The organism is Mesorhizobium sp. MC2-1-1 (genome assembly GCF_057597255.1).
In genome coordinates this window covers 1,488,873-1,511,563 of record NZ_CP195205.1, presented here as the reverse complement: position 1 = coordinate 1,511,563, position 22,691 = coordinate 1,488,873, and the positions used below count along the sequence as shown (strand labels likewise).

General features: G+C 63.4%; 21 protein-coding genes. 9 read left to right on the top strand and 12 right to left on the bottom strand.

The window, feature by feature from the left end; genetic code table 11:
• Positions 1-136: 136 nt before the first annotated feature.
• The 7 genes from ACR64R_RS07600 to ACR64R_RS07570 form a co-directional block, all read right to left on the bottom strand.
• Complete coding sequence (locus ACR64R_RS07600; protein ID WP_487361063.1) at positions 137-787, bottom strand: YiaD family glycine zipper/OmpA-like lipoprotein; 651 nt, start codon at positions 785-787, stop codon at positions 137-139.
• A gap of 136 nt (positions 788-923) precedes the next feature.
• Positions 924-1,292, bottom strand: a complete 369-nt coding sequence (locus ACR64R_RS07595; RefSeq protein ID WP_487361062.1) for a GFA family protein — start codon at positions 1,290-1,292, stop codon at positions 924-926.
• A gap of 265 nt (positions 1,293-1,557) precedes the next feature.
• Positions 1,558-1,935 carry a hypothetical protein gene (locus tag ACR64R_RS07590; protein WP_487361061.1) on the bottom strand — a complete coding sequence of 126 codons (378 nt, stop codon included), beginning with the start codon at positions 1,933-1,935 and terminating at the stop codon, positions 1,558-1,560.
• 232 nt (positions 1,936-2,167) lie between these two features.
• Positions 2,168-2,584 (bottom strand): GFA family protein, encoded by a 417-nt coding sequence (locus ACR64R_RS07585; RefSeq protein WP_487361060.1) that lies wholly within the window; start codon positions 2,582-2,584, stop codon positions 2,168-2,170.
• 18 nt (positions 2,585-2,602) lie between these two features.
• Positions 2,603-3,734, bottom strand: a protein-coding gene (gene prfB, locus ACR64R_RS07580; protein ID WP_149802002.1) for a peptide chain release factor 2 whose coding sequence is annotated in 2 segments (ribosomal slippage) — positions 2,603-3,667 and positions 3,669-3,734 — 1,131 coding nt in all. Because the reading frame shifts where the segments join, the coding sequence is not laid out codon by codon here.
• Positions 3,735-3,858: 124 nt separating this feature from the next.
• On the bottom strand, positions 3,859-6,315 hold the full coding sequence (locus tag ACR64R_RS07575) for a penicillin-binding protein 1A (RefSeq protein WP_487361059.1): 2,457 nt from the start codon (positions 6,313-6,315) through the stop codon (positions 3,859-3,861).
• Between the two features lie 230 nt (positions 6,316-6,545).
• Positions 6,546-7,745 carry an N-acetylmuramoyl-L-alanine amidase gene (locus tag ACR64R_RS07570; protein WP_487361058.1) on the bottom strand — a complete coding sequence of 400 codons (1,200 nt, stop codon included), beginning with the start codon at positions 7,743-7,745 and terminating at the stop codon, positions 6,546-6,548.
• Positions 7,746-8,450: 705 nt separating this feature from the next.
• Between ACR64R_RS07570 and ACR64R_RS07565 the strand changes: the two genes are divergently transcribed.
• A complete protein-coding gene (locus ACR64R_RS07565) occupies positions 8,451-11,402 on the top strand; it encodes a ribonuclease E/G (RefSeq protein ID WP_487361057.1) in 2,952 nt (983 codons plus the stop codon).
• Positions 11,403-11,473: 71 nt separating this feature from the next.
• Here ACR64R_RS07565 and ACR64R_RS07560 read toward each other — a convergent pair whose 3' ends face one another.
• Together ACR64R_RS07560 and ACR64R_RS07555 are read right to left on the bottom strand one after the other, a co-directional pair.
• On the bottom strand, positions 11,474-12,403 hold the full coding sequence (locus ACR64R_RS07560; protein WP_487361056.1) for a glutaminase: 930 nt from the start codon (positions 12,401-12,403) through the stop codon (positions 11,474-11,476).
• Positions 12,404-12,408: 5 nt separating this feature from the next.
• Complete coding sequence (locus ACR64R_RS07555) at positions 12,409-13,557, bottom strand: pyridoxal phosphate-dependent aminotransferase (RefSeq protein WP_487361055.1); 1,149 nt, start codon at positions 13,555-13,557, stop codon at positions 12,409-12,411.
• Positions 13,558-13,743: 186 nt separating this feature from the next.
• Between ACR64R_RS07555 and ACR64R_RS07550 the strand changes: the two genes are divergently transcribed.
• The 6 genes from ACR64R_RS07550 (at position 13,744) to aat (ending at position 19,076) form a co-directional block, all read left to right on the top strand.
• Positions 13,744-15,150, top strand: coding sequence for a M48 family metalloprotease (locus ACR64R_RS07550; RefSeq protein WP_487361054.1), 1,407 nt, complete (start codon positions 13,744-13,746; stop codon positions 15,148-15,150).
• A 59-nt stretch (positions 15,151-15,209) separates the two neighbouring features.
• Entirely contained in the window at positions 15,210-16,037 is an 828-nt protein-coding gene (locus tag ACR64R_RS07545; RefSeq protein ID WP_487361053.1) for a DsbA family protein, read from the top strand.
• Between the two features lie 130 nt (positions 16,038-16,167).
• Positions 16,168-16,602 (top strand): type II 3-dehydroquinate dehydratase, encoded by a 435-nt coding sequence (gene aroQ / locus ACR64R_RS07540; RefSeq protein WP_487361052.1) that lies wholly within the window; start codon positions 16,168-16,170, stop codon positions 16,600-16,602.
• 26 nt (positions 16,603-16,628) lie between these two features.
• Positions 16,629-17,087, top strand: coding sequence for an acetyl-CoA carboxylase biotin carboxyl carrier protein (gene accB / locus ACR64R_RS07535; protein WP_487361051.1), 459 nt, complete (start codon positions 16,629-16,631; stop codon positions 17,085-17,087).
• Positions 17,088-17,102: 15 nt separating this feature from the next.
• The gene (accC, locus tag ACR64R_RS07530) at positions 17,103-18,446 is read left to right on the top strand and encodes an acetyl-CoA carboxylase biotin carboxylase subunit (RefSeq protein WP_487361050.1); all 1,344 of its coding nucleotides are present in this window, start codon (positions 17,103-17,105) and stop codon (positions 18,444-18,446) included.
• Between the two features lie 12 nt (positions 18,447-18,458).
• A complete protein-coding gene (gene aat / locus ACR64R_RS07525; protein WP_487361049.1) occupies positions 18,459-19,076 on the top strand; it encodes a leucyl/phenylalanyl-tRNA--protein transferase in 618 nt (205 codons plus the stop codon).
• A gap of 2 nt (positions 19,077-19,078) precedes the next feature.
• Here aat and ACR64R_RS07520 read toward each other — a convergent pair whose 3' ends face one another.
• The 3 genes from ACR64R_RS07520 to ACR64R_RS07510 all read right to left on the bottom strand — a co-directional run bounded on the left by ACR64R_RS07520 (position 19,079) and on the right by ACR64R_RS07510 (position 20,607).
• Positions 19,079-19,462: a hypothetical protein gene (locus ACR64R_RS07520; RefSeq protein WP_487361048.1), complete on the bottom strand. Its 384-nt coding sequence runs from the start codon at positions 19,460-19,462 to the stop codon at positions 19,079-19,081.
• 62 nt (positions 19,463-19,524) lie between these two features.
• Positions 19,525-20,082, bottom strand: coding sequence for a DUF2155 domain-containing protein (locus ACR64R_RS07515; RefSeq protein WP_487361047.1), 558 nt, complete (start codon positions 20,080-20,082; stop codon positions 19,525-19,527).
• Positions 20,083-20,208: 126 nt separating this feature from the next.
• Entirely contained in the window at positions 20,209-20,607 is a 399-nt protein-coding gene (locus ACR64R_RS07510) for an NADH:ubiquinone oxidoreductase subunit NDUFA12 (RefSeq protein ID WP_487361046.1), read from the bottom strand.
• 273 nt (positions 20,608-20,880) lie between these two features.
• Here ACR64R_RS07510 and panB point away from each other — a divergent pair, with 273 nt between their 5' ends.
• Both panB and panC read left to right on the top strand, forming a co-directional pair.
• Positions 20,881-21,720 carry a 3-methyl-2-oxobutanoate hydroxymethyltransferase gene (panB, locus tag ACR64R_RS07505; RefSeq protein ID WP_487361045.1) on the top strand — a complete coding sequence of 280 codons (840 nt, stop codon included), beginning with the start codon at positions 20,881-20,883 and terminating at the stop codon, positions 21,718-21,720.
• On the top strand, positions 21,717-22,568 hold the full coding sequence (gene panC, locus ACR64R_RS07500; RefSeq protein WP_487361044.1) for a pantoate--beta-alanine ligase: 852 nt from the start codon (positions 21,717-21,719) through the stop codon (positions 22,566-22,568). The genes panB and panC overlap by 4 nt, the downstream gene beginning before the upstream one ends.
• The last annotated feature ends 123 nt before the right edge of the window (positions 22,569-22,691 follow it).

Sequence of the window (22,691 nt, the reverse complement as noted above, 5' to 3'; positions counted from 1 at the left end):
TCCCAGGCTAAGGAAAAGCATGAATTAGAAAAAGCTAATGTCTTGACACTTCTGACCGGCGGTGGATCACCTAAAATAAGAACGGCCCCAGACGGGGCCGTTCTGCTTGCGAAGTTGCGCTCCTGAGCGCCCTGTCTCAGGTCAGCGGCGACAGCTGGATTTCGACACGCCGGTTCTGCTCGCGGCCTGCGGCCGTCGCGTTGGATGCGATCGGGCGCGTCTTGCCGAAGCCCGTGACGGCGAAGCGGCGCTGATCGACGCCCTGGCCAGCAAGGTAGTTGGCGACCGCAAGCGCGCGGCGCTGCGACAGGTCGAAATTGTGCTGATCGCCGCCGGTCGAATCGGTGTGGCCGAAGACGTCCACCGTGGTCTGGCGGAACTTCTTCAGCACCAGCGCGACCGAATTCAGCACCGGATAAAAGCCGGGCTTCACAGCGTCCTGGTCGACGTTGAAAGTGATGTCGGACGGCATGTTGAGGATGATCTGGTCGCCGCTGCGGGTGACGCTGACGCCGGTGCCCTGCAACTGACGGCGAAGCTCGGCCTCGTTCTGGTCCATCGTCGCGCCGATCGCGCCGCCGGCGAGCGCGCCGATGCCGGCGCCGATCAGCGCATTGCGGCGGTCATTGCCGCCGGCCAGCAGGCCAAGGCTGGCGCCTGCAAGTGCGCCGAGGCCGGCGCCAGCAGCCGTATTGGAGATCTTCTGGTCCCCGGTATACGGATCGGTGGTGGTGCAAGCGCTCACCAGCATAGCCGTCGCCACGGCGACGAGCACAGTCTTCTTCATGAGATTGGTCCCTCTCCAATTCACGGCCTTGCGGCCGCGCCAAATCAGCCCTTCCGCAGCCTTTTAGCATGAAATGCGGCGAAAAACGGAACGGGAATGCGGCCAGTAAAGCCCAGCGACGGTTCCCGCCTCGCCTCTACCACAGATTCTTGCCATCGATGACCTCCACTTCGACCTTGTCCAGATCGAAATCGTCGAAAAGGCGCGAATTGACGCTGATCTTCGGGTTGTCGAAATCCGGCTTGCCAGTCGACCAGTCCGGCGTTTCGGTGAAGGTGCCGCAGCCACATACAGCGCAGAACCCATGCTTTACGGTCTTGGAGCCCCAGCGGTAGAACGAGACGTTCTCCGGCGGGCTCGTGAGCTTGAACTGCGACGGCACATAATAGGCCCACAGCGACCCGCGCTTGGAGCAGAACGAGCATGTGCATTGCGTCACCGTCCGCGGCGCCTCGGCCACCTCGAAGGTCGTCCCCTTGCAATGGCAGCTGCCTTTGATGATCATTGTCTCACCTCTCCCATTGCCGCCGCGCCCTTCACGCCATTCCGGACGGAAAACCGCTTCGCACTTTCCCTGGAATTGCGCGCTTTCGTTTCACGCAATTCCGGACGGAGAACCGCTGCGCACTTTCCCTGGAATTGCTCCATGGTAAGGCAACATAAAGAAGCCGTCCTGACAACTATCCGTCAGCAGCGTAAGCAGCATTCGCCTGCCATGGGTCGAAGCCCGCGCCCTCGGGCCGGCCTACTGTCGCGGCAGCTTCAGGGCCCTAGTAAGAGGGCGGCGGCACGAACAGGCAGATGGTCTTGCCAGCGTCGAGCCCGGCCTGATGCGCGCACCAGTGGTACTCGCCGTCGGGTGAATTCTTGACCCGCTTGTCGCTGTAGGCCACCACTTCGCCCGTGCCTTTTATCACGTAGCCCTCGGGTCGCTCGCTGATCGACGATTGCGGCACCTCCTTGCAATCGAAGTTGGCGCAGCAGGCGAAGGGGTATTTCCAGCCCTGCGGCATGGCAGCGGTAGGCTGCGCATCATGCGCAGTGGCCGTCGCCGTCAGCGTGGCGATTATCTCGACAGCAAGCAGGGAGAATAAAAGTCGGCCAGCCGGTCGAACGGCTTGGGCCGATCCTGATTTGGCAGCAGACATCGAAGCGTTCCTTTCGAGCATCAAGCGTTTTCGCTTGCCCGTTCCCGGAACGTGTCTTCCCTGTGGCCGGATCGTCAGTCGCAGTTATGCCGCGTCCGGCCATAAATGCTTCTATACAGCACCGCAAAGGCTGCGCTGATTCCTTGGCCGGCGCAATAACCGCGACAGCGGTTCAGCCAATCCGCAACCGAGCGCCTGCCAGCGGCAGTGGGTCAATGCCGCTTCCGGCCACTCAGCCGGTCACATGCCCATCATACTGCGGCAGGTCGTCGGTGATGGTGAACCACTTCGCCTTGGAGCCGACAAAGATGTGGGCACTCGGCCGGATGGTTGGCTCGTCGACGAGCGTTCCCATGGGAATATGGACGAAGGCGCCGTCGCGCACCAGGGAATAGAGCAGCGAACCGCACTGCCCGCAATGCGCATCATGGCCGCTCGCGTCGCCATAGATCAGCAGGCCGCCGTAGCCCGCTGTGAGACGGAATTTGCAGCGCTCGATGCCGGCGAAAGGCTTGAAAGCCGACCCCGTCGTGCGCCGGCAGTTCGAGCAATGGCAGTTCGCCGCGTAAACAAATTCGTCGGCGACTTCGTAGCCGACGGCGCCGCAGAAGCATTTTCCGGCAAGTCTGCGCGTCAGCGGCTTCTGCATCGTGCGGCGTCGGAAATCCTAGTCGAGGTCGGCCACAGCTTCGCCGGCGCCGCCTTCGATGCGATGCGAGAGCGAGGCCTCCATGAACTCGTCGAGGTCACCGTCGAGCACGCTCGACGGAGAGGTGCTTTCGACGCCGGTGCGCAGATCCTTCACGAGCTGGTAGGGCTGCAGCACATAGGAGCGGATCTGGTGGCCCCAGCCGATGTCGCTCTTCGATGCCTCGGTGGCATTGGCGACCGCCTCGCGCTTCTTCAGCTCTTCTTCGTAGAGACGCGAGCGCAACATTTCCCAGGCTTTGGCGCGGTTCTTGTGCTGCGAACGTTCGGCCTGGCAAGCGACTGCTATGCCGGTGGCGAGATGGGTGATGCGCACGGCCGAGTCGGTGGTGTTGACGTGCTGGCCGCCCGAACCGGAGGAACGATAGGTGTCGATGCGCACGTCGGCTTCGGAAACATTGATCTCGATCGAGTCATCGATGACCGGATAGACCCAGACGCTGGCGAAGGAGGTGTGGCGCCGCGCGTTGCTGTCGTAGGGCGAGATGCGCACCAGGCGATGGACGCCGGATTCCGTCTTCAGCCAGCCATAGGCGTTGTGGCCCTTGATCATCACGGTGGCGGACTTGATGCCCGCTTCCTCCCCGTCATGGACTTCAAGCACCTCGACCTTGAAGCGGCGGCGCTCGGCCCAGCGCGTGTACATGCGCAGGAGCATCGAGGCCCAGTCCTGACTCTCGGTGCCGCCGGCGCCGGCATGGATTTCGAGATAGGTGTCGTTGGCATCGGCTTCGCCGGAGAGCAGGGTCTCGACCTGGCGGGCCTTTGCCTCGCCCTGCATCGAGCGCAGCGCCGCCTCTGCTTCCGCGATTACGCCCTCGTCGCCCTCTTCCTCGCCAAGCTCGATCAGGCCGATATTGTCTTCCAGCGCCTGGGTCATTCCCTTGACGGCGGCGATACCTTCTTCGAGCCCTTGGCGCTCGCGCATCAGCTTCTGCGCTTCGATCGGATCATTCCATAGGCTGGAATCCTCGGCGCGTGAATTCAGGTACTCAAGCCGTTTTACAGCCTGATCCCAGTCAAAGATGCCTCCTCAGCAGGGTAATCGCCTGCCTGATCTCGTCGACAATGTTGAGCGTTTCCGCGCGCATGGCTCTTGGTTCGGTCCTGTTCTTCGGTATTTTCGGAATAGGCGCGATACATAGGCACGGCATCGCGGCCTGTAAAGCGAAATGGGCCGGCGGCTTGCCGACCCATTCGAGAACTGTCGAGACGTCAGTAAAGCCCGCCGCCGCCGTCCTGGATGGCCTGGTTGGCCTGCGGCGACAACGCGCCACCCGACCCGTTCGAGCCATCGGCGCCCATGCCGATCACCCAATAGCTGTCTGCGGGGCCGGTGCCGGGCTTGAAGGCCTCGACGATGGTGTTGGGATCGCCTTCGGCGGCACGCATGCCGGTCTTGCGGTTGATGGCGATCAGCTTCATGCCATCCGGTACCTGGAAGTCGGTGTTCGGCTTGCCGTCGAGCGCCACGCGCATGAAATCCTTGAAGATCGGCGCCGCAAGACCGCCACCCGTCGCGCCCTTGCCGAGGCCGCGCGGCGTGTCGTAGCCCATGTAGAGACCGACGACGAGGTTAGGCGTGAAGCCGATGAACCAGGCATCCTTTTCGTCATTGGTCGTGCCGGTCTTGCCCGCGATATGGCGGCCGAGCTCGCCGACGGTGGCGCCGGTGCCGCGTTGCACGACGCCTTCCATCATCGAGGTGATCTGGTAGGCGGTCATTGGGTCGAGCACCTGCTCGGAATTGTCGACCAGTTCCGGCTCAGGCTGGTTCTTCCATTCAGTGGCGTTGCAGCCTTCGCAGCCGCGCTCGTCCTGCTTGAACACTGTCTTGCCGTAGCGATCCTGGATGCGGTCGATCAGCGAGGGTTTGATCGATTTGCCGCCATTGGCCATGATCGAATAGGCAGAGACCATGCGCATGACGGTCGTTTCGCCCGAGCCAAGCGCCATCGGCAGATAAGGCGCCAGATGATCGTAGACGCCGAAGCGCTCGGCATATTCCACGACCAGCTTCATGCCCATGTCGTTGGCGAGCCGCACCGTCATCAGGTTGCGCGACTTCTCGATGCCGGAACGCAAGGTAGCAGGCCCAGCGACCGTGCCGTCGTAGTTCTTGGGCGTCCAGGTCGTATTGCCGCTCTGGATGGTGATCGGACCATCCATGATCACCGACGCCGGGGTGTAGCCGTTGTCGAGCGCCGCCGAGTAGACGATCGGCTTGAACGAGGAGCCAGGCTGGCGCATCGCCTGGGTCGCGCGGTTGAATTCGGACTGCGCATAGGAGAAGCCGCCGACCATGGCGAGCACGCGGCCGGTGTGCGGATCCATCGCGACCAGGCCGCCTTCGACTTCCGGCACCTGGCGCAACATATAGGTGTTGTCGGATCCTTCATTCTTCTGCACGTAGACCACGTCGCCCGGCTCCAGCACTTCGGCCGGAGACTTCGCCCTGACGGACTTGCCGCTGACGAAATGGCGCATGGCAAAACCCATGTCGTCCTTGCTGACGGTGCCCTGGACACGGTCCTTGCCGAGATCGCCGGAGACCTCGCGCGCCGGCTGCAGGCCGATGGTCAGGCCGGCGGCCGAGCTGTCGAGCACCACGGCCAGCGTCCACTCCGGCACATCCTCGAGGCCCTTCACGTTGCCGAGCGGCACGCCCCAGTCGCCGGAGATATCGATATGCGTGACGGGGCCGCGATAGCCGCGCAGCATGTCGTATTTGAGCAGACCGTTCTGCAGCGACTTGCGGGCGATAAGCTGGATCTTGGGATCGAGCGTGGTGCGCACCGACAGGCCACCCTCGTAGAGCGCGTTCTCGCCGTAGCGAGCGATGATCTGGCGGCGGACTTCCTCGGTGAAATACTCGCCGGCAAACAGGTAAGACCCATTGCGGCGCGGCGTCACGCCAAGCGGCTCGGCCTTGGCCTTGGCGCCCTCCTCGCGGGTCACGTAGCCATTCTCGACCATCTGGTCGATGACCCAGTTACGGCGCTCGATCGCCCGGTCCGCGTGCTTGAAGGGGTGATAATTGTTGGGGCCCTTGGGCAGCGAGGCGAGATAGGCGGCTTCCGCGACCGTCAGCTCGTTGACCGACTTGTCGAAATAGGTGAGCGCGGCTCCCGCGACGCCATAAGCACCGAAGCCAAAGAAAATCTCGTTGAGATAGAGTTCAAGGATGCGGTCCTTGGAATAGGCCTGCTCGATGCGGAAGGCCAGGATCATTTCCTTGATCTTGCGCTCATAGGTCTGGTCCGAGGTGAGCAGGAAGTTCTTCGCCACCTGCTGGGTGATGGTTGAAGCGCCGACCTGGCGCCGGCCCGAGCCTAGGTTCTGCAGGTTGACGATGATGGCGCGGCCCAGGCCGGTGATGTCGATGCCGGGGTGGTTGTAGAAGTTCTTGTCCTCGGCCGACATGAAGGCGGCCTTGACGCGATCCGGAATGGCTTGGATCGGCAGGTAGAGGCGCCGCTCGCGCGCATATTCCGCCATCAGCGAACCATCGGAGGCATGAATTCGCGTCGTCACCGGCGGTTCGTATTTGGCCAGAACCTCGTAGTCAGGCAAGTCCTTCGCCACATGGCTGATATAGATGGCAAGGCCTGCCGCCACCAGCAACGCGAGCGTCGTGCCGATGCCGAAGAAATAGCCGATGAGACGAATCATGCCCGCTCCAGTCCGAGGTTCGGGAATTTCCTAAACGAAGCCGACAGTCGCGCAAGCTTCCCGGGGCGGTCCCAATCCGCAATCAAAGACCCATGTCGCGACCATGTGGACAAAATACGGCAGCGCGAAATTTGAGCATTCGGTTATCAAATAATAACGTCGGGTGTTGTCGTCATGCAACGGCTGCTTGTGACTGCAGACGCCCGGCGGTTGTAAGCGGGCGCGAAGGGTCAGCCGCCCGTCGCCGTTCCGGCCTTGGCCGCTGCGAACAGGGCCACCGCGTTGGTTATGCTTTGCGCCGCCTTGCCGCGCCAGTCGGCGTTGAGCAGCTGCGCTTCGTCCTTGACGTTGGAGAGATAGCCAAGCTCGACCAGAACGGACGGCACGTCCGGAGCCTTGAGCACCCTGAAACCTGCCGAGCGCTGCGGATTATTGATGAGGCCGACACTGGTCGACAATTGGCCGACCAGCGTATGGGCGAAGCTCATCGAGAATCCATGGGTTTCACGACGGATCAGGTCGATTAGGATGTCGGTGACTTCCTTGTTGTCGTCCTCGATCTTCATCCCGGCGAACTGGTCAGACAGGTTCTCGCGATCGGCGAGCGCCTGGGCCTCCGGATCGGAAGCCTTGTCCGATAGCGTGTAGACAGTGGCGCCGCGAAGCCCCTTGACGGCGATCGTATCTGCGTGGATCGAAATCAAGAGATCGGCCTCATGCTGACGGGCAATGCGCACACGCTCGTCAAGCGCCAGGTACACGTCATTGTCTCGTGTCATGTAGACATCGTATTTGCCGACCGCGGCCAGCTTGTCGCGCAACTCCTTGGCGAAAGCGAGCGTGACGTCCTTCTCGATCGTGCCGGCGGAGCTTTCGGCGCCGCCATCGACGCCGCCGTGGCCGGGATCGATAACCACGGTGAAGCGATGGCCGGGTGCAGAGACCGGTCCCGTGCCGACCCGCTCGCCCTTTTCGGTGGAAACCGTCGAACCGGTGGTCAGCGACTGGTTGGCGAGGGCCTCGTCGAATTCCCGCTCCGAAGCAGCCGACATGTCGATGGCGATGCGGTAGCCGTTGCCGTCGTCATTCTTGAGCACGTCGAGTTTGTCGACGGCGAAAGGACCCTTGCCGGTGAGGATCAGGCGCGAACCATGCCCCTGATCGCCGTAGCGGACGGCCCGCACTAGGCCGCGCGGCTTCACATCCTTGGGGTCGAGCGCGAATCGCGTGCGCGGCAGATCGATGACCAGGCGATTGGGGCCGCGCAACAAGAACCATTTGACGTCCGGCTCGCGGTCGAAATTCACGACGATGCGCATCTTGGTGGCGTCGCCAGCCATCTTGTAGCCGGTCGCGCCAAGCAGGGCATCGGCGCGCGCGGCAGCGGCGAAAGAAAACAGGACCGCCAGCAGCAACACGGCCCATGCCATGCGAGGGAAACTCACCGCGGTCCCACCCCTCTTGTGCGCGATGCCCGCCCGTCCCATCTCTTTCCAGTCGCTTCCGGTTTGACGCATTGCGCCCGCTTTTCTCGCAGAGTGCCTGTCAGGCCGCCAACTCGATTAACGATTGGTATTCAGAGAAGGTTAACCAAGCCTTTCATGGAGCGGCGAGAAGGGCACCTTCCCCAACGGAAGCGCTTTTTGCCGGCATCCGAAATCGGGGTTGCCTTCCACCCCGTCAAATCATAAAAGCGACGTTGGATCACTGCAATCCTGGAACCGCTCGCTTCAGCAGTTTCCTGCCAATGGGTCGGACGCAAAGGCGGCTTCTTTACCTTCCGGGCTCAGGTGGTCGCGACGGTTTTCGCAAGCGTGCTCCCGTGGCGGGGGAATCGCTTGCGTGTGGAAAACGGCCGGGTTTGCCCCGCGCCGGCTCTTTGTGAGCAAACAAGCTGGTCCGGCTCAAGCCCGGGCTTTGGTTCAAAAGGTTCTGCTGGGTGCCGATGGCTTTAAGCGCAATCATGGAAAGGTCCGCACCAAACCGCGCCATAATGGCTGCGGGCGGCACCGCCATCGCGCTCAAGCGGCGGCCGGCGGACGTTCAATTATCCGGCATGCACACAGATACAGGCGCACAGCGGCGGGCTCTGCCTCGCCCGTTGCGGCTGTCGGCTGCCGGCAGGAAACAAGATAATGCCCAACAAGATGCTGATAGACGCCTCCCACCCGGAGGAAACACGCGTTGTCGTCGTTCGCGGTAACCGCATTGAAGAATTCGACTTTGAATCCCAGGACAAGAAGCAGCTCAAAGGAAACATCTACCTCGCCCGCGTAACCCGCGTCGAACCGTCCCTTCAGGCAGCCTTTGTCGAGTATGGCGGCAACCGTCACGGTTTTCTCGCCTTCAGTGAAATCCATCCCGACTATTATCAAATCCCGGTCGCCGACCGTCAGGCTCTTCTGCGCGCCGAAGCGCAGGAAGCCCAGGACGAAGACGACGAGGAGGCGGAGAATGGAGAAGAACAGCAGGCGCGCGATCGTGGCGGCCGGCGCAACCGGCGGCGGGGCGGCAAGAACCGCGACCGCGGCGAGCACAAGCATGCTTCCGTGGAGAACGAGGGAAGCCCGGCCGAGGCCGCAGCCCTTGACGAAAACACCGCCGAGGCCGCTGGGAGCGAGGAAGCTGGCGGCTTGACCGCAGATGCCTCGCCGGAAGATGCCGCGACCGTCACCGAGGCCGTCGTAGTCGAAGCCGGCCAGGGAACGGCTGAAGAGTCCTCCGCCGAGATCGGCGCCGACGACGCGACGGACGACGAGGACGGCAAGCCGTCCGAAGGCGGCCCCACCTCGATTGCGGCGAGCGTCGATGCCGACGTGGTTTCCGAGCCGGTCCCGCAGGCGGATCAGCCCGAGCAGAGCAGCGAAGCCGCCGGCGAAAATGATCGCGGCATGCTCGAGGACGTCTCCGCGTCGCATTCCGACGAGCACGAAGTAGAATCGGTCGGCGCAGAGGATGCGCTCGAGGAAATCCGCAACCGCCGCAAGCCGGTGCGCCGCCAGTACAAGATCCAGGAAGTCATCAAGCGCCGCCAGATCCTTTTGGTGCAAGTGGTCAAGGAAGAGCGCGGCAACAAGGGCGCCGCGCTCACGACCTATCTTTCGCTTGCCGGCCGTTATTCGGTGCTGATGCCGAACACGGCGCGCGGCGGCGGCATCTCGCGCAAGATCACCAACGCCCAGGACCGCAAGCGCTTGAAGGAGGTCGTTTCCGACCTCGACGTGCCGCAGGGCATGGGTGTCATCCTGCGCACCGCCGGTGAAAGCCGCACCAAGGCCGAGATCAAGCGCGACTACGAATATCTGATGCGGCTTTGGGAGAACGTCCGTAGCCTCACGCTGCAATCCACGGCCCCTGCGCTGGTCTATGAGGAAGGCAGCCTGATCAAGCGCTCGGTGCGCGATCTCTACAACAAGGACATCGACGAGATCCTGGTCTCCGGCGAAGACGGCTACCGCGAGGCCAAGGACTTCATGCGCATGCTGATGCCGAGCCACGCCAAGGTGGTTCAGCCTTACCGCGACACCACGCCGATCTTCGTGCGCAACGGCATCGAGGCGCAGCTCGACCGCATGCTGCAGCCGCAGGTGACGCTGAAGAGCGGCGGCTACATCATCATCAACCAGACCGAGGCGCTGGTCTCGATCGACGTCAACTCCGGCCGCTCCACCAAGGAGCATTCGATCGAGGAGACCGCGCTCCACACCAATCTGGAAGCGGCCGAGGAAGTCGCCCGCCAGCTTAGGCTGCGCGACCTTGCCGGCCTCATCGTCATCGACTTCATCGACATGGAGGAGAACCGCAACAACCGCTCCGTCGAGAAGCGGCTGAAGGATCACCTCAAGAACGATCGCGCCCGTATCCAGGTCGGCCGCATCTCGCATTTCGGGCTGATGGAAATGTCGCGCCAGCGTATACGCGCCAGCGTGCTGGAATCGACCATGAAGCCCTGTCCGCATTGCGGCGGCACCGGCCATGTTCGCTCCGACTCCTCCGTGGCGCTGATGGTGGTGCGGGCGATCGAGGAATTCCTGCTGAAGGATTCGCGCAGCCACATCATCGTACGCACGCCCTCCGCGACCGCGCTTTATGTGCTCAACCACAAGCGCACCAACCTGGTGGAGCTCGAGGCCCGCTTCGGCCTGACGATCACGATTGAGGCTGACGAAACGCTGGGCCCCCAGCACTACGCGATCTTCCGCGGCGCCATCGCCGAGAAGCCGGAAGGCTTCGTCGAGGTACGCAGCCTGCCGGCCTATGCCGAGCCGGACGAGCCCGAGGACGAGATCGTCGTCGAAGAGGACCAAGAGGAAGTTTCGGTCCAGGCCGAACAGCCCCGCCACCCGCAGCACGGCCAGCAGGAGCGGTCCGAGGACGGCGAAGGCCGTGATCGCAAGCGTCGCAAGCGCAGGCGGCGGCGCGGCGGCAGGGATCGCGACCGAGAACATAGCGGCGATGTCGCGGCAGCGCCGGCGGAGGCAGGCGAGGCCGACGACGATGCCGAGGCTGCAACGGAAGGAGCAGCCCACGAGGCGACCGCCGGCGGCGAGGCCGTGGTGGCGGCAGCCGAGGATGCCGCCAACAAGAAGCGGCGTCGCGGCAAGCGCGGCGGCAAGCGCAATCGCCGTGAGGACGAAGGTTCGGAGGCCGTTGCCGACGAAGCCGCCGGCGACCTCGAGGACAAGGCTGCGCAAGATGCCGACGCCGTAAGCGAGCCGACACTGGCAGCAGTTGCGCGCGACGAGCCCGCTGCTCCGGCGGCCACCGGCGACGATGTCGAGGCGGTTGAGAAGCCGAAGAAGCCCCGCCGCTCGCGCGCAAAGAAGGCCACCGAGGAAACCGTGGCCGAGACGGTGTCCGAACCTGTGGTGGAAGCCGAGGTCGCGCCCGTCGCGGTCGTGCCTGAGCCGGCACCTGCGGCTCCCCTGGCGACCGAGGCGGAGCCTGCCGCCCATCCAACGCGCCGCAAGCCGCAGTCGATCGACGCGCCGGTTGTTCCCGTCGTGTCCTCGAATGTGTCCGACGAAGCCAAGACCGAGGACAAGCCGAAGCGTGCCGGCTGGTGGCAGCGCAAGGGCTTTTTCTAAACCGTCTCAGGTAGTTAGGCTGATCTTTTTAGACAAATCCCGCGCTATATCCGGCGCGGGATTTCTTTATTTTACGGCGCGAAGATCGACCAGTTCATCATCCTGGCGAGCTTCTCCAGCGCGATGGAACCGAGCTTGGAATTGCCGTTCTCGTTGAGGCCAGGCGACCAGACGGCGAGCGACGCCACACCCGGTACTATCCCCAAGATGCCGCCGCCGACACCGCTTTTGCCGGGGATGCCGACGCGAAAGGCGAAATCCCCGGAGCCATCATAGTGGCCGCAAGTCAGCATCAGCGCGCCAATGCGGCGCGCCCGCTCTGCCGACACGACCGAATGCCCGGTCGCCGGGTTCCTGCCGCCATTGGCGAGGAACCGGCCAGCCATGGCAAGCTGGCGGCAGCTCATGGCGATCGCGCAATGGTGGAAGTAGACACCCAGCGCCAGATCCGGCTCATGATGAAGATTACCGAAGGATTTCATATAGTTGGCAAGCGCGAAGTTGCGGTAGCCAGTGGCCCGCTCGGATGCCGCCACCTCGCGGTCGATGATGATCGTCTCGTCATCGGCGAGGAAATGGATGAAGCGCAGTATCTCGCCGATCGCCTCGCGCGGCTGATGGCCGGCGAGCAACACGTCGGAGACGACGATGGCGCCGGCATTGATGAAGGGATTGCGCGGAATGCCGCCCTCATGCTCGAGCTGGACGATCGAGTTGAACGGATTGCCGGACGGCTCGCGGCCGACGCGGTGCCAGAGCGCATCGCCGATCTTGCCGAGCGCCAGCGTCAAGGTGAAGACCTTCGAGACGCTCTGAATCGAAAAGGGCTGATCGGCATCGCCGGCCAGGATGACGCGGCCATCATTGGTCACGGCGGCAATGCCGAATTTCTTCGGATCGACCTTGCCGAGCTGAGGGATGTAGGCTGCCACCTGGCCGCGATCAGCGCGTTCGGCCATTTCGGCGGCGACTTCCGCCAATGCCTGCTCGAGTTCCGGCATGACTTCTATTTCAACCAGCGTTCGATGCGCGCCAGCGCCTCGATCATATCGTCATGGGAGCCGGCATAGGAAAAGCGCATTGTGCGGTGGCGCTGCCTTGGGTCGAAGTCGCGGCCTGGCGTCGCCGCGACATGCGCCTCGGCCAGCATCTTGCGCGCGAAAGCCATGCTGTCATTGGTGTGACGGGTGACATCGCAAAAGGCGTAGAAGGCGCCGTCCATGGGCGCGGCGAGCGCGAAGCCGAGTTCCGGCAGGCGTTTCATCAGAAGGTCGCGGTTCCAGGCATAGCGCGCCTTCACCTTCTCCAGCTCCTGCGTCGCCTTGAAGGCCTCGATAGCGGCGACCTGCGACAATTCCGGCGGCGAAATATAGAGGCTCTGGGCGATACGCTCTACCGGTCGCACCAGTTCCTCGGGCAGCACCATCCAGCCGATGCGCCAGCCGGTCATGCAATAGTATTTCGAGAAGGAGTTGATCACGGTCACGCCGGTGCCATGCGCGAGCGCGGTGACGTCGGGAGCCGCGTAAGCCAGCCGGTGGTAGATCTCGTCGGAGATCACAGCGATGCCGAGCTCCTCGGCCGTCTTCACCAGCGCGGCAAGTTCGTCCGCTGGTATGACCGCGCCGGTCGGATTGGCCGGGCTGGCGAACAGCACGCCCTTCAACGGCTTCTCGCGATGCGCGGCCTTCACGTGATCGGCATGCAAATATGCATCCGCGCCGAGCTCTATCTCGACGATCTCGATACCGAGCGCGGCCATGATGTTGCGGTAGGCCGGATAGCCGGGCGCGGCGATGGCGACGCGGTCGCCCGGATCGAACATCGCCAGGAAAGCGAGGTTGAAGGCGGCGGACGAGCCGGTCGTGACGGCAATGCGCGACGGCGCGACGTCGATCCCGTAGTGGTCGCCATAATGCGCCGCGATCGCCTTGCGCAATTCGGCCAGCCCCAAGGCGTCGGTGTAGCCGATGCGGCCATGCCTGAGCGCGGCCGCCGCCGCCTCGCGAACGCCGATCGGGGCGGGATCGGACGGCTGACCGACGGCCATCGACACGACGGCCACGCCGGTGGCCTTCAGCCGGTTGGCTTCCGCCAGGATGTCCATCGCGTGGAAGGGCTCGACTTCCCCCCGGCGCGAAAGTGAAACGACCATTTGACCTCGTCCAACTGCCCTATTCGGCGACGTTCCGAACCAAAACCGCCACGTACCTGCCCTTGAGCTGCCCCGGTTCGAGGACAGCGCCGCACAAATGCCCGATTGATGTGGGGATCACAAGCACGCAGGAAGTTGCCGGCGCCGACTTTTCATCTTTCGCCCGCTCGTCTACCAGTGGACATCATGTTGAGCCGACCCCGATCGATTGGCAAAGTATCTCTCAGCCGAACCGCACGCGGCTTCGCGACGCTTATGCTTGCCGCCACCGTTGCCGTCTCAAGCTCTGTCAGCGCCTTCGCACAGAGCGTGCCGGTGGTGCGCGACGCCGAGATCGAGGCGCTGGTGCGCGACTACGCCCGGCCGATCTTCAAGGCGGCGGGGCTTGCCAATGACGGCATCGACATCGTTCTCGTCAACGATCAGAGTTTCAACGCCTTCGTCACCGGACGGCGCCTGTTCATCAACACCGGCGCACTGGTGACCGCGGAAACGCCGAACGAGATCATCGGCGTCATCGCGCATGAGGCCGGCCATATAGCGGGCGGCCATCAGCAGAAATTGCGCGACCAACTCGACCGCGCCAAGACCATGGCCATCATCGCCACGCTGCTCGGCGCCGGCGCCATTGTTGCCGGCGCCACCACCAACAGCAAGGGCTTGGCGGGCGCAGGCATGGGCGTCGCCGCCGGCGGCGGCGAGATGGCGCAGCGTTCGATCCTCGCCTACCAGCGCACCGAAGAGATCACCGCTGACCGTTCGGCGATCACCTATCTGAACGCCACGGGTCAGTCCGGCATGGGCATGCTAAAGACGTTCGGCCGCTTCCAGAGCGCGTTGTCACTCGCCGGCACGCAGGTTGATCCCTACCGGATCAGCCATCCGATGCCTCAGGAGCGCATTGCCAACCTCGAAGTGCTCGTCAAGCAAAGTCCCTTCGTCAACGTCGTCGACCCGCCGGCGCTGCAGCAGCGGCACGACATGATGCGCATCAAGATCGCCGCCTATATGCAGGGCCAGGCGGCCGTTGCGAGGCTGATGCGCAAGAACCCGGGAAGCCTGGCCTCACGCTATGGCGACGCGCAGCAGACATATCTCTACGGCAATCCGGGCGCAGCGCTGACAAAGACGGCGGCGCTGATCAAGGAGCAGCCGAAGAATCCGTATTTCCAAGAGTTGCGCGGCGATATCCTGATGAAGGCCAACAAGCCGAACGACGCGGCGGACGCCTATGCCAAGGCCGTCAGTCTCGATCCGGCGCATTCGGGATTGCTGCTGGTCTCCCTCGGCCAGGCGCTGATGGCGGTGGGCACGCCTGATTCGCTGAAGAAGGCCGTGGTCCAGCTCAACAATGGCATCGGGCGGGACAAGGAGAATGCAGACGCTTACCGCTTCCTGGCGCAGGCTTATGGGGAGCAAGGCGACATTCCAGCCGCCGACCTCGCAACCGCCGAGGGCCATTACTATTCGGGCGACTACAAGAACGCGAAGATCTTCGCCATGCGCGCTCAACAGAAATTGAAGCGCGGCGAACCCCGCTGGGTTCGCGCCCAGGATATCATAAACTACACGCCATCGAATAAACTGAAATGAACCTCCCGGACGTTGGCTGCGACCAAGGCGGACCGGAACAGGCAAAAGGAACGACGATGATGAACAAGGCAATCCTGCTTGGCAGTGCTGGCGGTCTGGCGGTGGCGATCGGCATGCTGGCCTTCGGTTTTGTTGCGGGAAGCCCGCAGGCCGCGAAGGCCGGCACAGTGCAAGTGGCTCAGGCCACGTCGTCCACGGACACCAAGGCCTCCGCCGACACCAAGATCGACCGCAAGGAGGTCGAGGGCATTATCCGCGATTATCTCCTGAAGAATCCGGAAGTTCTGCTCGAGGTGCAGGACGCATTGGAGGCCAAGCAAAAAGAGGAGCAGCGGCTCGCCGCGCTCGGCGTCATCAAGGACGCCAAGGACGAGATCTTCAACTCGACCTTCGACGGCGTCGTCGGCAATCCGAAGGGGAAGGTCACGATCGTCGAGTTCTATGACTATAATTGCGGTTTCTGCAAACGCGCCATCGAGGACATGCAGGCACTCACCAAGTCGGACCCGGACCTGCGCTTTGTGCTCAAGGAGTTCCCGATCCTCAGCCCGGATTCGCAGAAGGCCAGCGTCGTCTCCATGGCGTTCCACCTGATGCATCCTGAGAAATACGGCCAATTCCATACCGCGCTGCTTGGCGGTCAGGGCCGCGCCACCGAAGCGACCGCCATGAAGGTGGCGCTTTCGCTCGGTGCCGACGAGGCGGCGCTACGCGAGAAGATGAAGGATTCCCGGATCGCCGAAACGCTTTCGCGCACCTATGACCTCGCAACGAAACTGTCGATCACCGGCACGCCGTCCTATGTGGTCGGCAACGAGGTGATCTTCGGAGCGCTCGGCCAGCAGGTCCTGGCGGAAAAGATCGAAGAGGCAAAGAGCGCGCTCTAGGCGCTTGCGGCTGCAAAAGCCGGCCACTGTGGACAGCGAAAGAACGCACTTGCGCTCTTTTCGCGGGCGGCTATGCCCATTATAGAGGCGCAGTCGCCGACTTTGGTCGGCGCGGAACAAGGTCGGCATATTGAAAACGATTTTCGTCCTCAACGGTCCCAACCTCAATGCGCTCGGCAAACGCGAGCCGGGGATTTATGGCGGCAAGACGCTTGCGGCCATCGCCGAGGATTGCAAGGCGGCTGGCGCCTCGCTCGGCCTCGAGATCGATTTTCGCCAGTCCAATCATGAGGGCGACCTGGTCGACTGGATCCAGGAAGCCGGCGACAAGGCCGCGGGGATCGTGATCAATCCCGGCGCCTACAGCCACACCTCCATCGCCATCCATGACGCCATCCGCGCCATCGCGCCGCTGCCCGTAGCGGAAGTCCATCTTTCCAACATCCACGCGCGGGAGCCCTTCCGGCACGTCTCCATGGTCTCGCCGGTCGCCGTCGGCATGATCTGCGGATTCGGGCCGCTCGGCTACACGCTCGCGCTGCGGGCACTCGCGGCACGCCTGTGAATGGCCCCCAAGAAGAAGGCTCCAAAATGTCGATAAAAAAGACCGGTGTTGACCAGCAACTGATCCGCGACCTGGCGGGCATTCTGAACGACACCAACCTGACCGAGATCGAGGTAGAACTCGGCGATCTCAAGGTGCGCGTCTCGCGCCAGTCGCAGGCCGTCCACGCCGTCGCCGCCCCGTTGCCGGCGATCGCGGCTCCCGCGGCGGCGGCTCTGCCGGCCGCAGCCACGGCGCCCGCAGACCCGTCCAAGAATGCCGTGCCGTCGCCGATGGTGGGCACTGCCTATCTGGCGCCCTCGCCCGACGCCAAGCCGTTTGTCGAGATCGGCCAGAAGGTGAAGGAAGGCCAGACGCTGCTCATCATCGAAGCGATGAAGACCATGAACCAGATTCCCTCTCCGCGCGCCGGCACGGTGACGGCGATCCTGATCGAGGATGCCCAGCCCGTCGAGTTCGGCATGCCGCTGGTCGTCCTCGAGTAGGCCGGGAACAGCGAGATGTTCCAGAAGATCCTCATCGCCAATCGCGGCGAAATCGCGCTACGGGTGCTACGCGCCTGCAAGGAACTCGGCATCCAGACGGTGGTCGTCCATTCGACCGCGGATTCCGACGCCATGCATGTGCGGCTCGCCGACGAGAGCGTCTGTATCGGCCCGCCGCCCTCGCGCGAGAGCTATCTCAACATCCATCAGATCGTCGCCGCCTGCGAGATCACCGGCGCCGACGCCGTGCATCCGGGCTACGGCTTCCTTTCCGAAAACGCCAAGTTCGCCGATATCCTCGCCGCCCACAACATCACCTTCATCGGTCCATCCGGCGACCATATCCGCATCATGGGCGACAAGATCGAAGCCAAGCGCACGGCAAAGCGTCTCGGAATTCCGGTAGTGCCTGGCTCAGAAGGCGCGATCAACGACGAGAAGGAAGCAAAACGCGTCGCAGCCGAGATCGGCTATCCTGTGATCATCAAGGCCTCCGCCGGCGGCGGTGGCCGGGGCATGAAGGTTGCGCACACCGAAGCGGACCTGGAAGTCGCGTTGCAGACGGCAAAGTCGGAAGCGGGCGCCGCCTTTGGCGACGACGCAGTCTATATCGAGAAATATCTGGAGAAGCCGCGCCATATCGAGGTTCAGGTGTTCGGCGACGGCGCCGGGCGCGGCGTGCATTTCGGCGAGCGCGACTGCTCGCTGCAGCGACGTCACCAGAAGGTCTGGGAGGAAGCCAACTCCCCGGCGCTCAACGCGGAGGAGCGTTCGCGCATCGGCGGCATATGCGCCAAGGCGATCGCCGACCTCGGCTATTCCGGCGCCGGTACGATCGAATTCCTCTATGAGAATGGCGAGTTCTACTTCATCGAGATGAACACGCGCCTGCAGGTCGAGCATCCGGTGACGGAGGCGATCACCGGCATCGATCTCGTGCACGAGCAGATCCGCGTCGCGTCCGGCGGCGGGCTTTCGGTCCGGCAGGAAGACATCAAGTTCAACGGCCATGCCATCGAGTGCCGCATCAACGCCGAGGACCCGCGCACCTTCACGCCCTCGCCGGGCACGATCACGCATTTCCATACCCCCGGCGGCCTCGGCATCCGCGTCGATTCCGGCGTCTATTCCGGCTACAAGATCCCGCCTTATTACGACAGCCTGATCGGCAAGCTCATCGTGCATGGCCGCAACCGCGTCGAATGCATGATGCGGTTGCGCCGCGCGCTCGATGAGTTCGTGGTCGACGGCATCAAGACGACACTGCCGCTGTTCCGCGACCTTGTCGGCAATCCCGACATCGCCAATGGCGACTATGATATCCACTGGCTGGAAAAACATCTGGCCAAGGATGAATAGCGCGGGGATGCGATGACCCGCCCCTACGCGCCAGGCTATCGCATCCCAACCGACCTGCTGCTCAGGGCTTACGCATCGGGCGTCTTCCCGATGGCCGAAAGCGCCAATGATCCGGAAGTGTTCTGGGTGCGACCGGAAACGCGCGGCATCATCCCGCTGGACGGATTCCACACACCGCGCAGCCTCAAGAAGACAATCCGCAGGCATCCATTCGACATCCGTTACGACTTCGATTTCGAGGCGACGATCGACGGCTGCGCCGAGAAGCGCGACGAGCGCCGCTCGACATGGATCAACGCGCCGATCCGTGAAGCCTACGTCGACCTATATCGCCTCGGCCACTGCCATTCGGTCGAAGCCTGGCGCGAGGACCGCCTGGTCGGCGGCCTGTACGGCGTCTCGCTCGGACGCGTGTTCTTCGGCGAAAGCATGTTCGCCAGGGAGACCGACGCTTCGAAGACCTGTCTCTATTATCTCGTCGAGCGGCTGAAGGCGCGCGGCTTCGCGCTGCTCGACACTCAGTTCACCACCGAGCATTTGAAGCGCTTCGGTGCCGTCGACGTGCCACGCGGCCAGTATGAGAAGATGCTTGCGGAGGCGCTGAAGGGCGAGGCGGTCTTCTATCCTTGAGGTTAGCCTTGCGTCGCATCCAACGGCGTCTGCGCGTGGAACATCATCTTCCAGCCGTCGGCGCGATGGACATAGCCGCTGCTGACCAGAGCCGTATAGGGCTCGCCATTGTCTCGCGTCGCACGTGCCTCATAAGTCAGCATGACGATGTCGCTGCCTGGCTCGACCATGCCCTTCAGCTCGATGTCGAGTTCGCGCCATCGGTTGGGCTTCGTGGCGGTCTTTGCAAGATCGGCATTGGTCATTGCCTGCGCCATTTGCGGGAACGCCACTAGGCACTCCACATCGGCATTGGCTTCATAGTAGGCGGAATCGCCCGACCAGAAGCCTTTCTCGATGTCGAGAAGCTCCTGTTTGTTGGCGGTGATCGGCTTCGTGGTGGTCATCGCGGAATGTTCCTCGCCTCGTTCCTGAATTTGAACGGCCAACGAGCGGGCAGGTTCCGAGATCAGTTGGTGCTGGCTGGCTCGTCGTCAGCAGGCGCCGGCGCGGTATCGGCCGGCTCCGCCGGAGCCTGGGGCTTGGCGGCCTGGGCCTTCGGCTTGCCCGTCTCGGCCTTTGCCGCGGTCGGCGGCGGCACGTCCGACTTCTGCTTGCAGCCCTTGAGCCAGACGTCATAGACGGCGTGCTCGACGGCGTTGAGGCCGGGGCTTTCGGCAAACATCCAGCCGGTGAAGATGCGGCGGATCTTGCGGTCCAGCGTGATCTCGTCGACCTCCACGAAGGAATCGGTCTTCGGCTGTTCCGTATCCGGGCGCGAATAGCAGACGCGCGGCGTCACCTGCAAAGCGCCGAACTGCACGGTCTCGTCGATATAGACGTCGAAAGTGATGATGCGGCCGGTGATTTTGTCGATGCCGGCGAACTCAGCCACCGGATTGGTGATGCGATCGGAGGACGCAGGCGCCGGGGCCGGAGCCGGCGCGGCGGCAAAGGCCGTCGTCGCAGCAACCAGAACAGTTGCCGCCGCGATCAGCGCCTTTGAAGTGTGGCCGAAAGAGCTCATGCAAAATACCGGTGGTTGCGCCCGGGTGATTCTTCAATGCCCAAGGCTAATCGAGGCTGTGCTGTCAGCAAGCAGCTAAACGCCAATTGTGGCGACAAAGGACCGAAGCGGCGTCCCGAATACGGATTACGACCCCGGCGTCCAGGCGTCGTAGTCGCCAGTCACCTGCGGGCGATGCTGGTTGGTCAGGATGGAGCCCTGGGGACGATAGGCGCCGGGCGTACCGGTCAGGTTCGGCCGATGCGGCTTCTGCCACTCGCGAGCCTTGTAGCTCTCGCCCGATGGAGGTGTATTGACGCGGTGATGGATCCAACCATGCCAGCCTGGCGGAATTTGCGAGGCTTCGGAATAGTCGCGATAGATGACCCAGCGGCGGGTACGGCCTTCCGAATCGATGCCGCCCTCGTAGTAGACGTTGCCTGCCTCGTCCTCGCCGACCTTCTTGCCGAAGCGCCAGGTATGAAAACGGGTGCCGAGCGTCTGGCTGTTCCACCAGGTAAAAAACTGCAGCAGGAAAGTTTTCATCCAGATCCTCGCGGCGGCAGCGGCTCGTGCCTTTCCCCTGCTTATGGCGTCACGCCACCGCGAAGGCAAGGGTTTTGCCATGTCTGCGGCGCAAATGCCGCGTGCGTCCTCTTCTCCATGCGTGCCCTCATCCCGGAACCGCTTCAGACTTCCGTGCGACATGCATTAAATCGATGCAGCCGTGACGCCGGCGACTGCGCGGCTTGCCAAGCGCTGCCTGTCTTTCTAAAGCTCGGCCGCCCGTGTTCGGGCATGCCTTGAGGGAGGTGACGATTGACCCGGGATTCGTCCGCCGACAGCCGGATCAACACCGAAGACATTCGCCGCCGCAAGGGCGGTGTGCCGATCGTCTGCCTTACCGCCTACACTTATCCTGTCGCCCGCCTGCTCGATCCACATGTAGACCTGCTTCTGGTCGGCGACAGCGTCGCCATGGTCCTGCATGGCCATGCCACGACGCTCGGCGCTTCTGTGGAGATGATGATCGCGCACGGCCAGGCAGTGATGCGCGGCTCGACCAAGGCCTGCGTCGTGGTCGACATGCCGGCCGGCAGCTATGAGGCCTCGCCGGCGCAAGCCGTGGTGTCGGCAAGGCGCATCGTCGAGGAGACCGGCTGCCAGGCGGTGAAGCTCGAAGGCGGTGTCGACATGGCCGCCCAGATCGCGGCGATCGTCGCCGAGGGAATACCGGTCATGGGCCATATCGGGCTGCAGCCGCAGTCGGTAGAGAAGGACGGCGGCTACAAGATCAAGGGCCGGACCAGGGAGAATATCGCAGCCCTGTTCCGCGATGCCGAGGCGGTGGAGAAAGCCGGCGCCTTTTCCGTCGTCATCGAAGGCACGATGGAGACCGTGGCCGCCGAGCTGACCCGTCATATCTCGATACCGACGATCGGTATCGGCGCAAGCGCCGACTGCGACGGCCAGATCCTGGTCGTCGACGACATGGTCGGCATGACTGTCGATCGCGTCCCCAAATTCGTCAAGGAATACGCCAATTTGCGCGACGTGATCGCGGACGCGGCGGCGCGCTACGCCGCCGAGGTGCGCAGCCGCGCCTTCCCCGGCCCCGCCCACGTCTTCACGACGGCATCCGGCAAGGACGAGACATGAACGCTCCAATCGTCGTCGACAGCGTCAGCGCCCTTCGCGCGCAAGTCCGGGACTGGCGGCGGGCCGGCCTCAGGATCGCCATGGTGCCGACCATGGGCGCGCTGCATGACGGCCATATCTCGCTGGTCAGGATCGCGCTGGGACGGGCGGATCGCTGCGTCGTCTCGATCTTCGTCAACCCGACGCAGTTCGCGCCGACGGAGGATCTAGACAAATATCCGCGCCAGCTGGCGCGCGATCTCGACCGGTTGCGGGATGCGGGCGCGCATCTCGCCTTCACGCCGGGCGTAAGCGACATGTACCCCGCCGGTTTCGCCACGAAGATCTCGGTGGGCGGTCCTTCTACGGGGCTCGAGACGGACTTCAGGCCAAGCTTCTTCGACGGGGTCGCGACCGTGGTCGCCAAGCTCTTTCTGCAGGCGGCGCCGGACTGCGCCGTGTTCGGCGAGAAGGACTACCAGCAGCTTTGTGTCGTGAGACAGCTCTGCCGCGATCTCGACCTGCCGGTCGAGATCATCGGCGCGCCGACCGTGCGCGACGCCCACGGCCTCGCCATGTCGTCTCGCAATGCCTATCTCGGCGAGGCCGAGCTCGACATCGCGCGCAAGCTCAACATGATCCTGCGCCGCGCGGCGGCGACGCTTTCGGAAGGCGCCGAGGAAGCCGGCGCCATCGATGCCGCCACGAAGGCTCTTGTCTCGGCGGGCTTCCAAAAGGTGGACTATGTCGCCGCCCGCGCTGGCGTCACGCTCGGACCCTGGCAGCGAAGCCACGACGGTCGCCTGCTCGCCGCGGCCTGGCTCGGCACGACGCGCCTTATCGACAATGTGGAAATCCCCTCCGCCTGAATGATCCCTGCCTGATCGGCGCAACTGGCGACCATTTTCGACAAGACGGGCAACGGCGACCAGCGCGAACTTCAGCTGCGGATACGCTCCATCTGACTTAATGGGTGGCGCAAATCCGGAAGG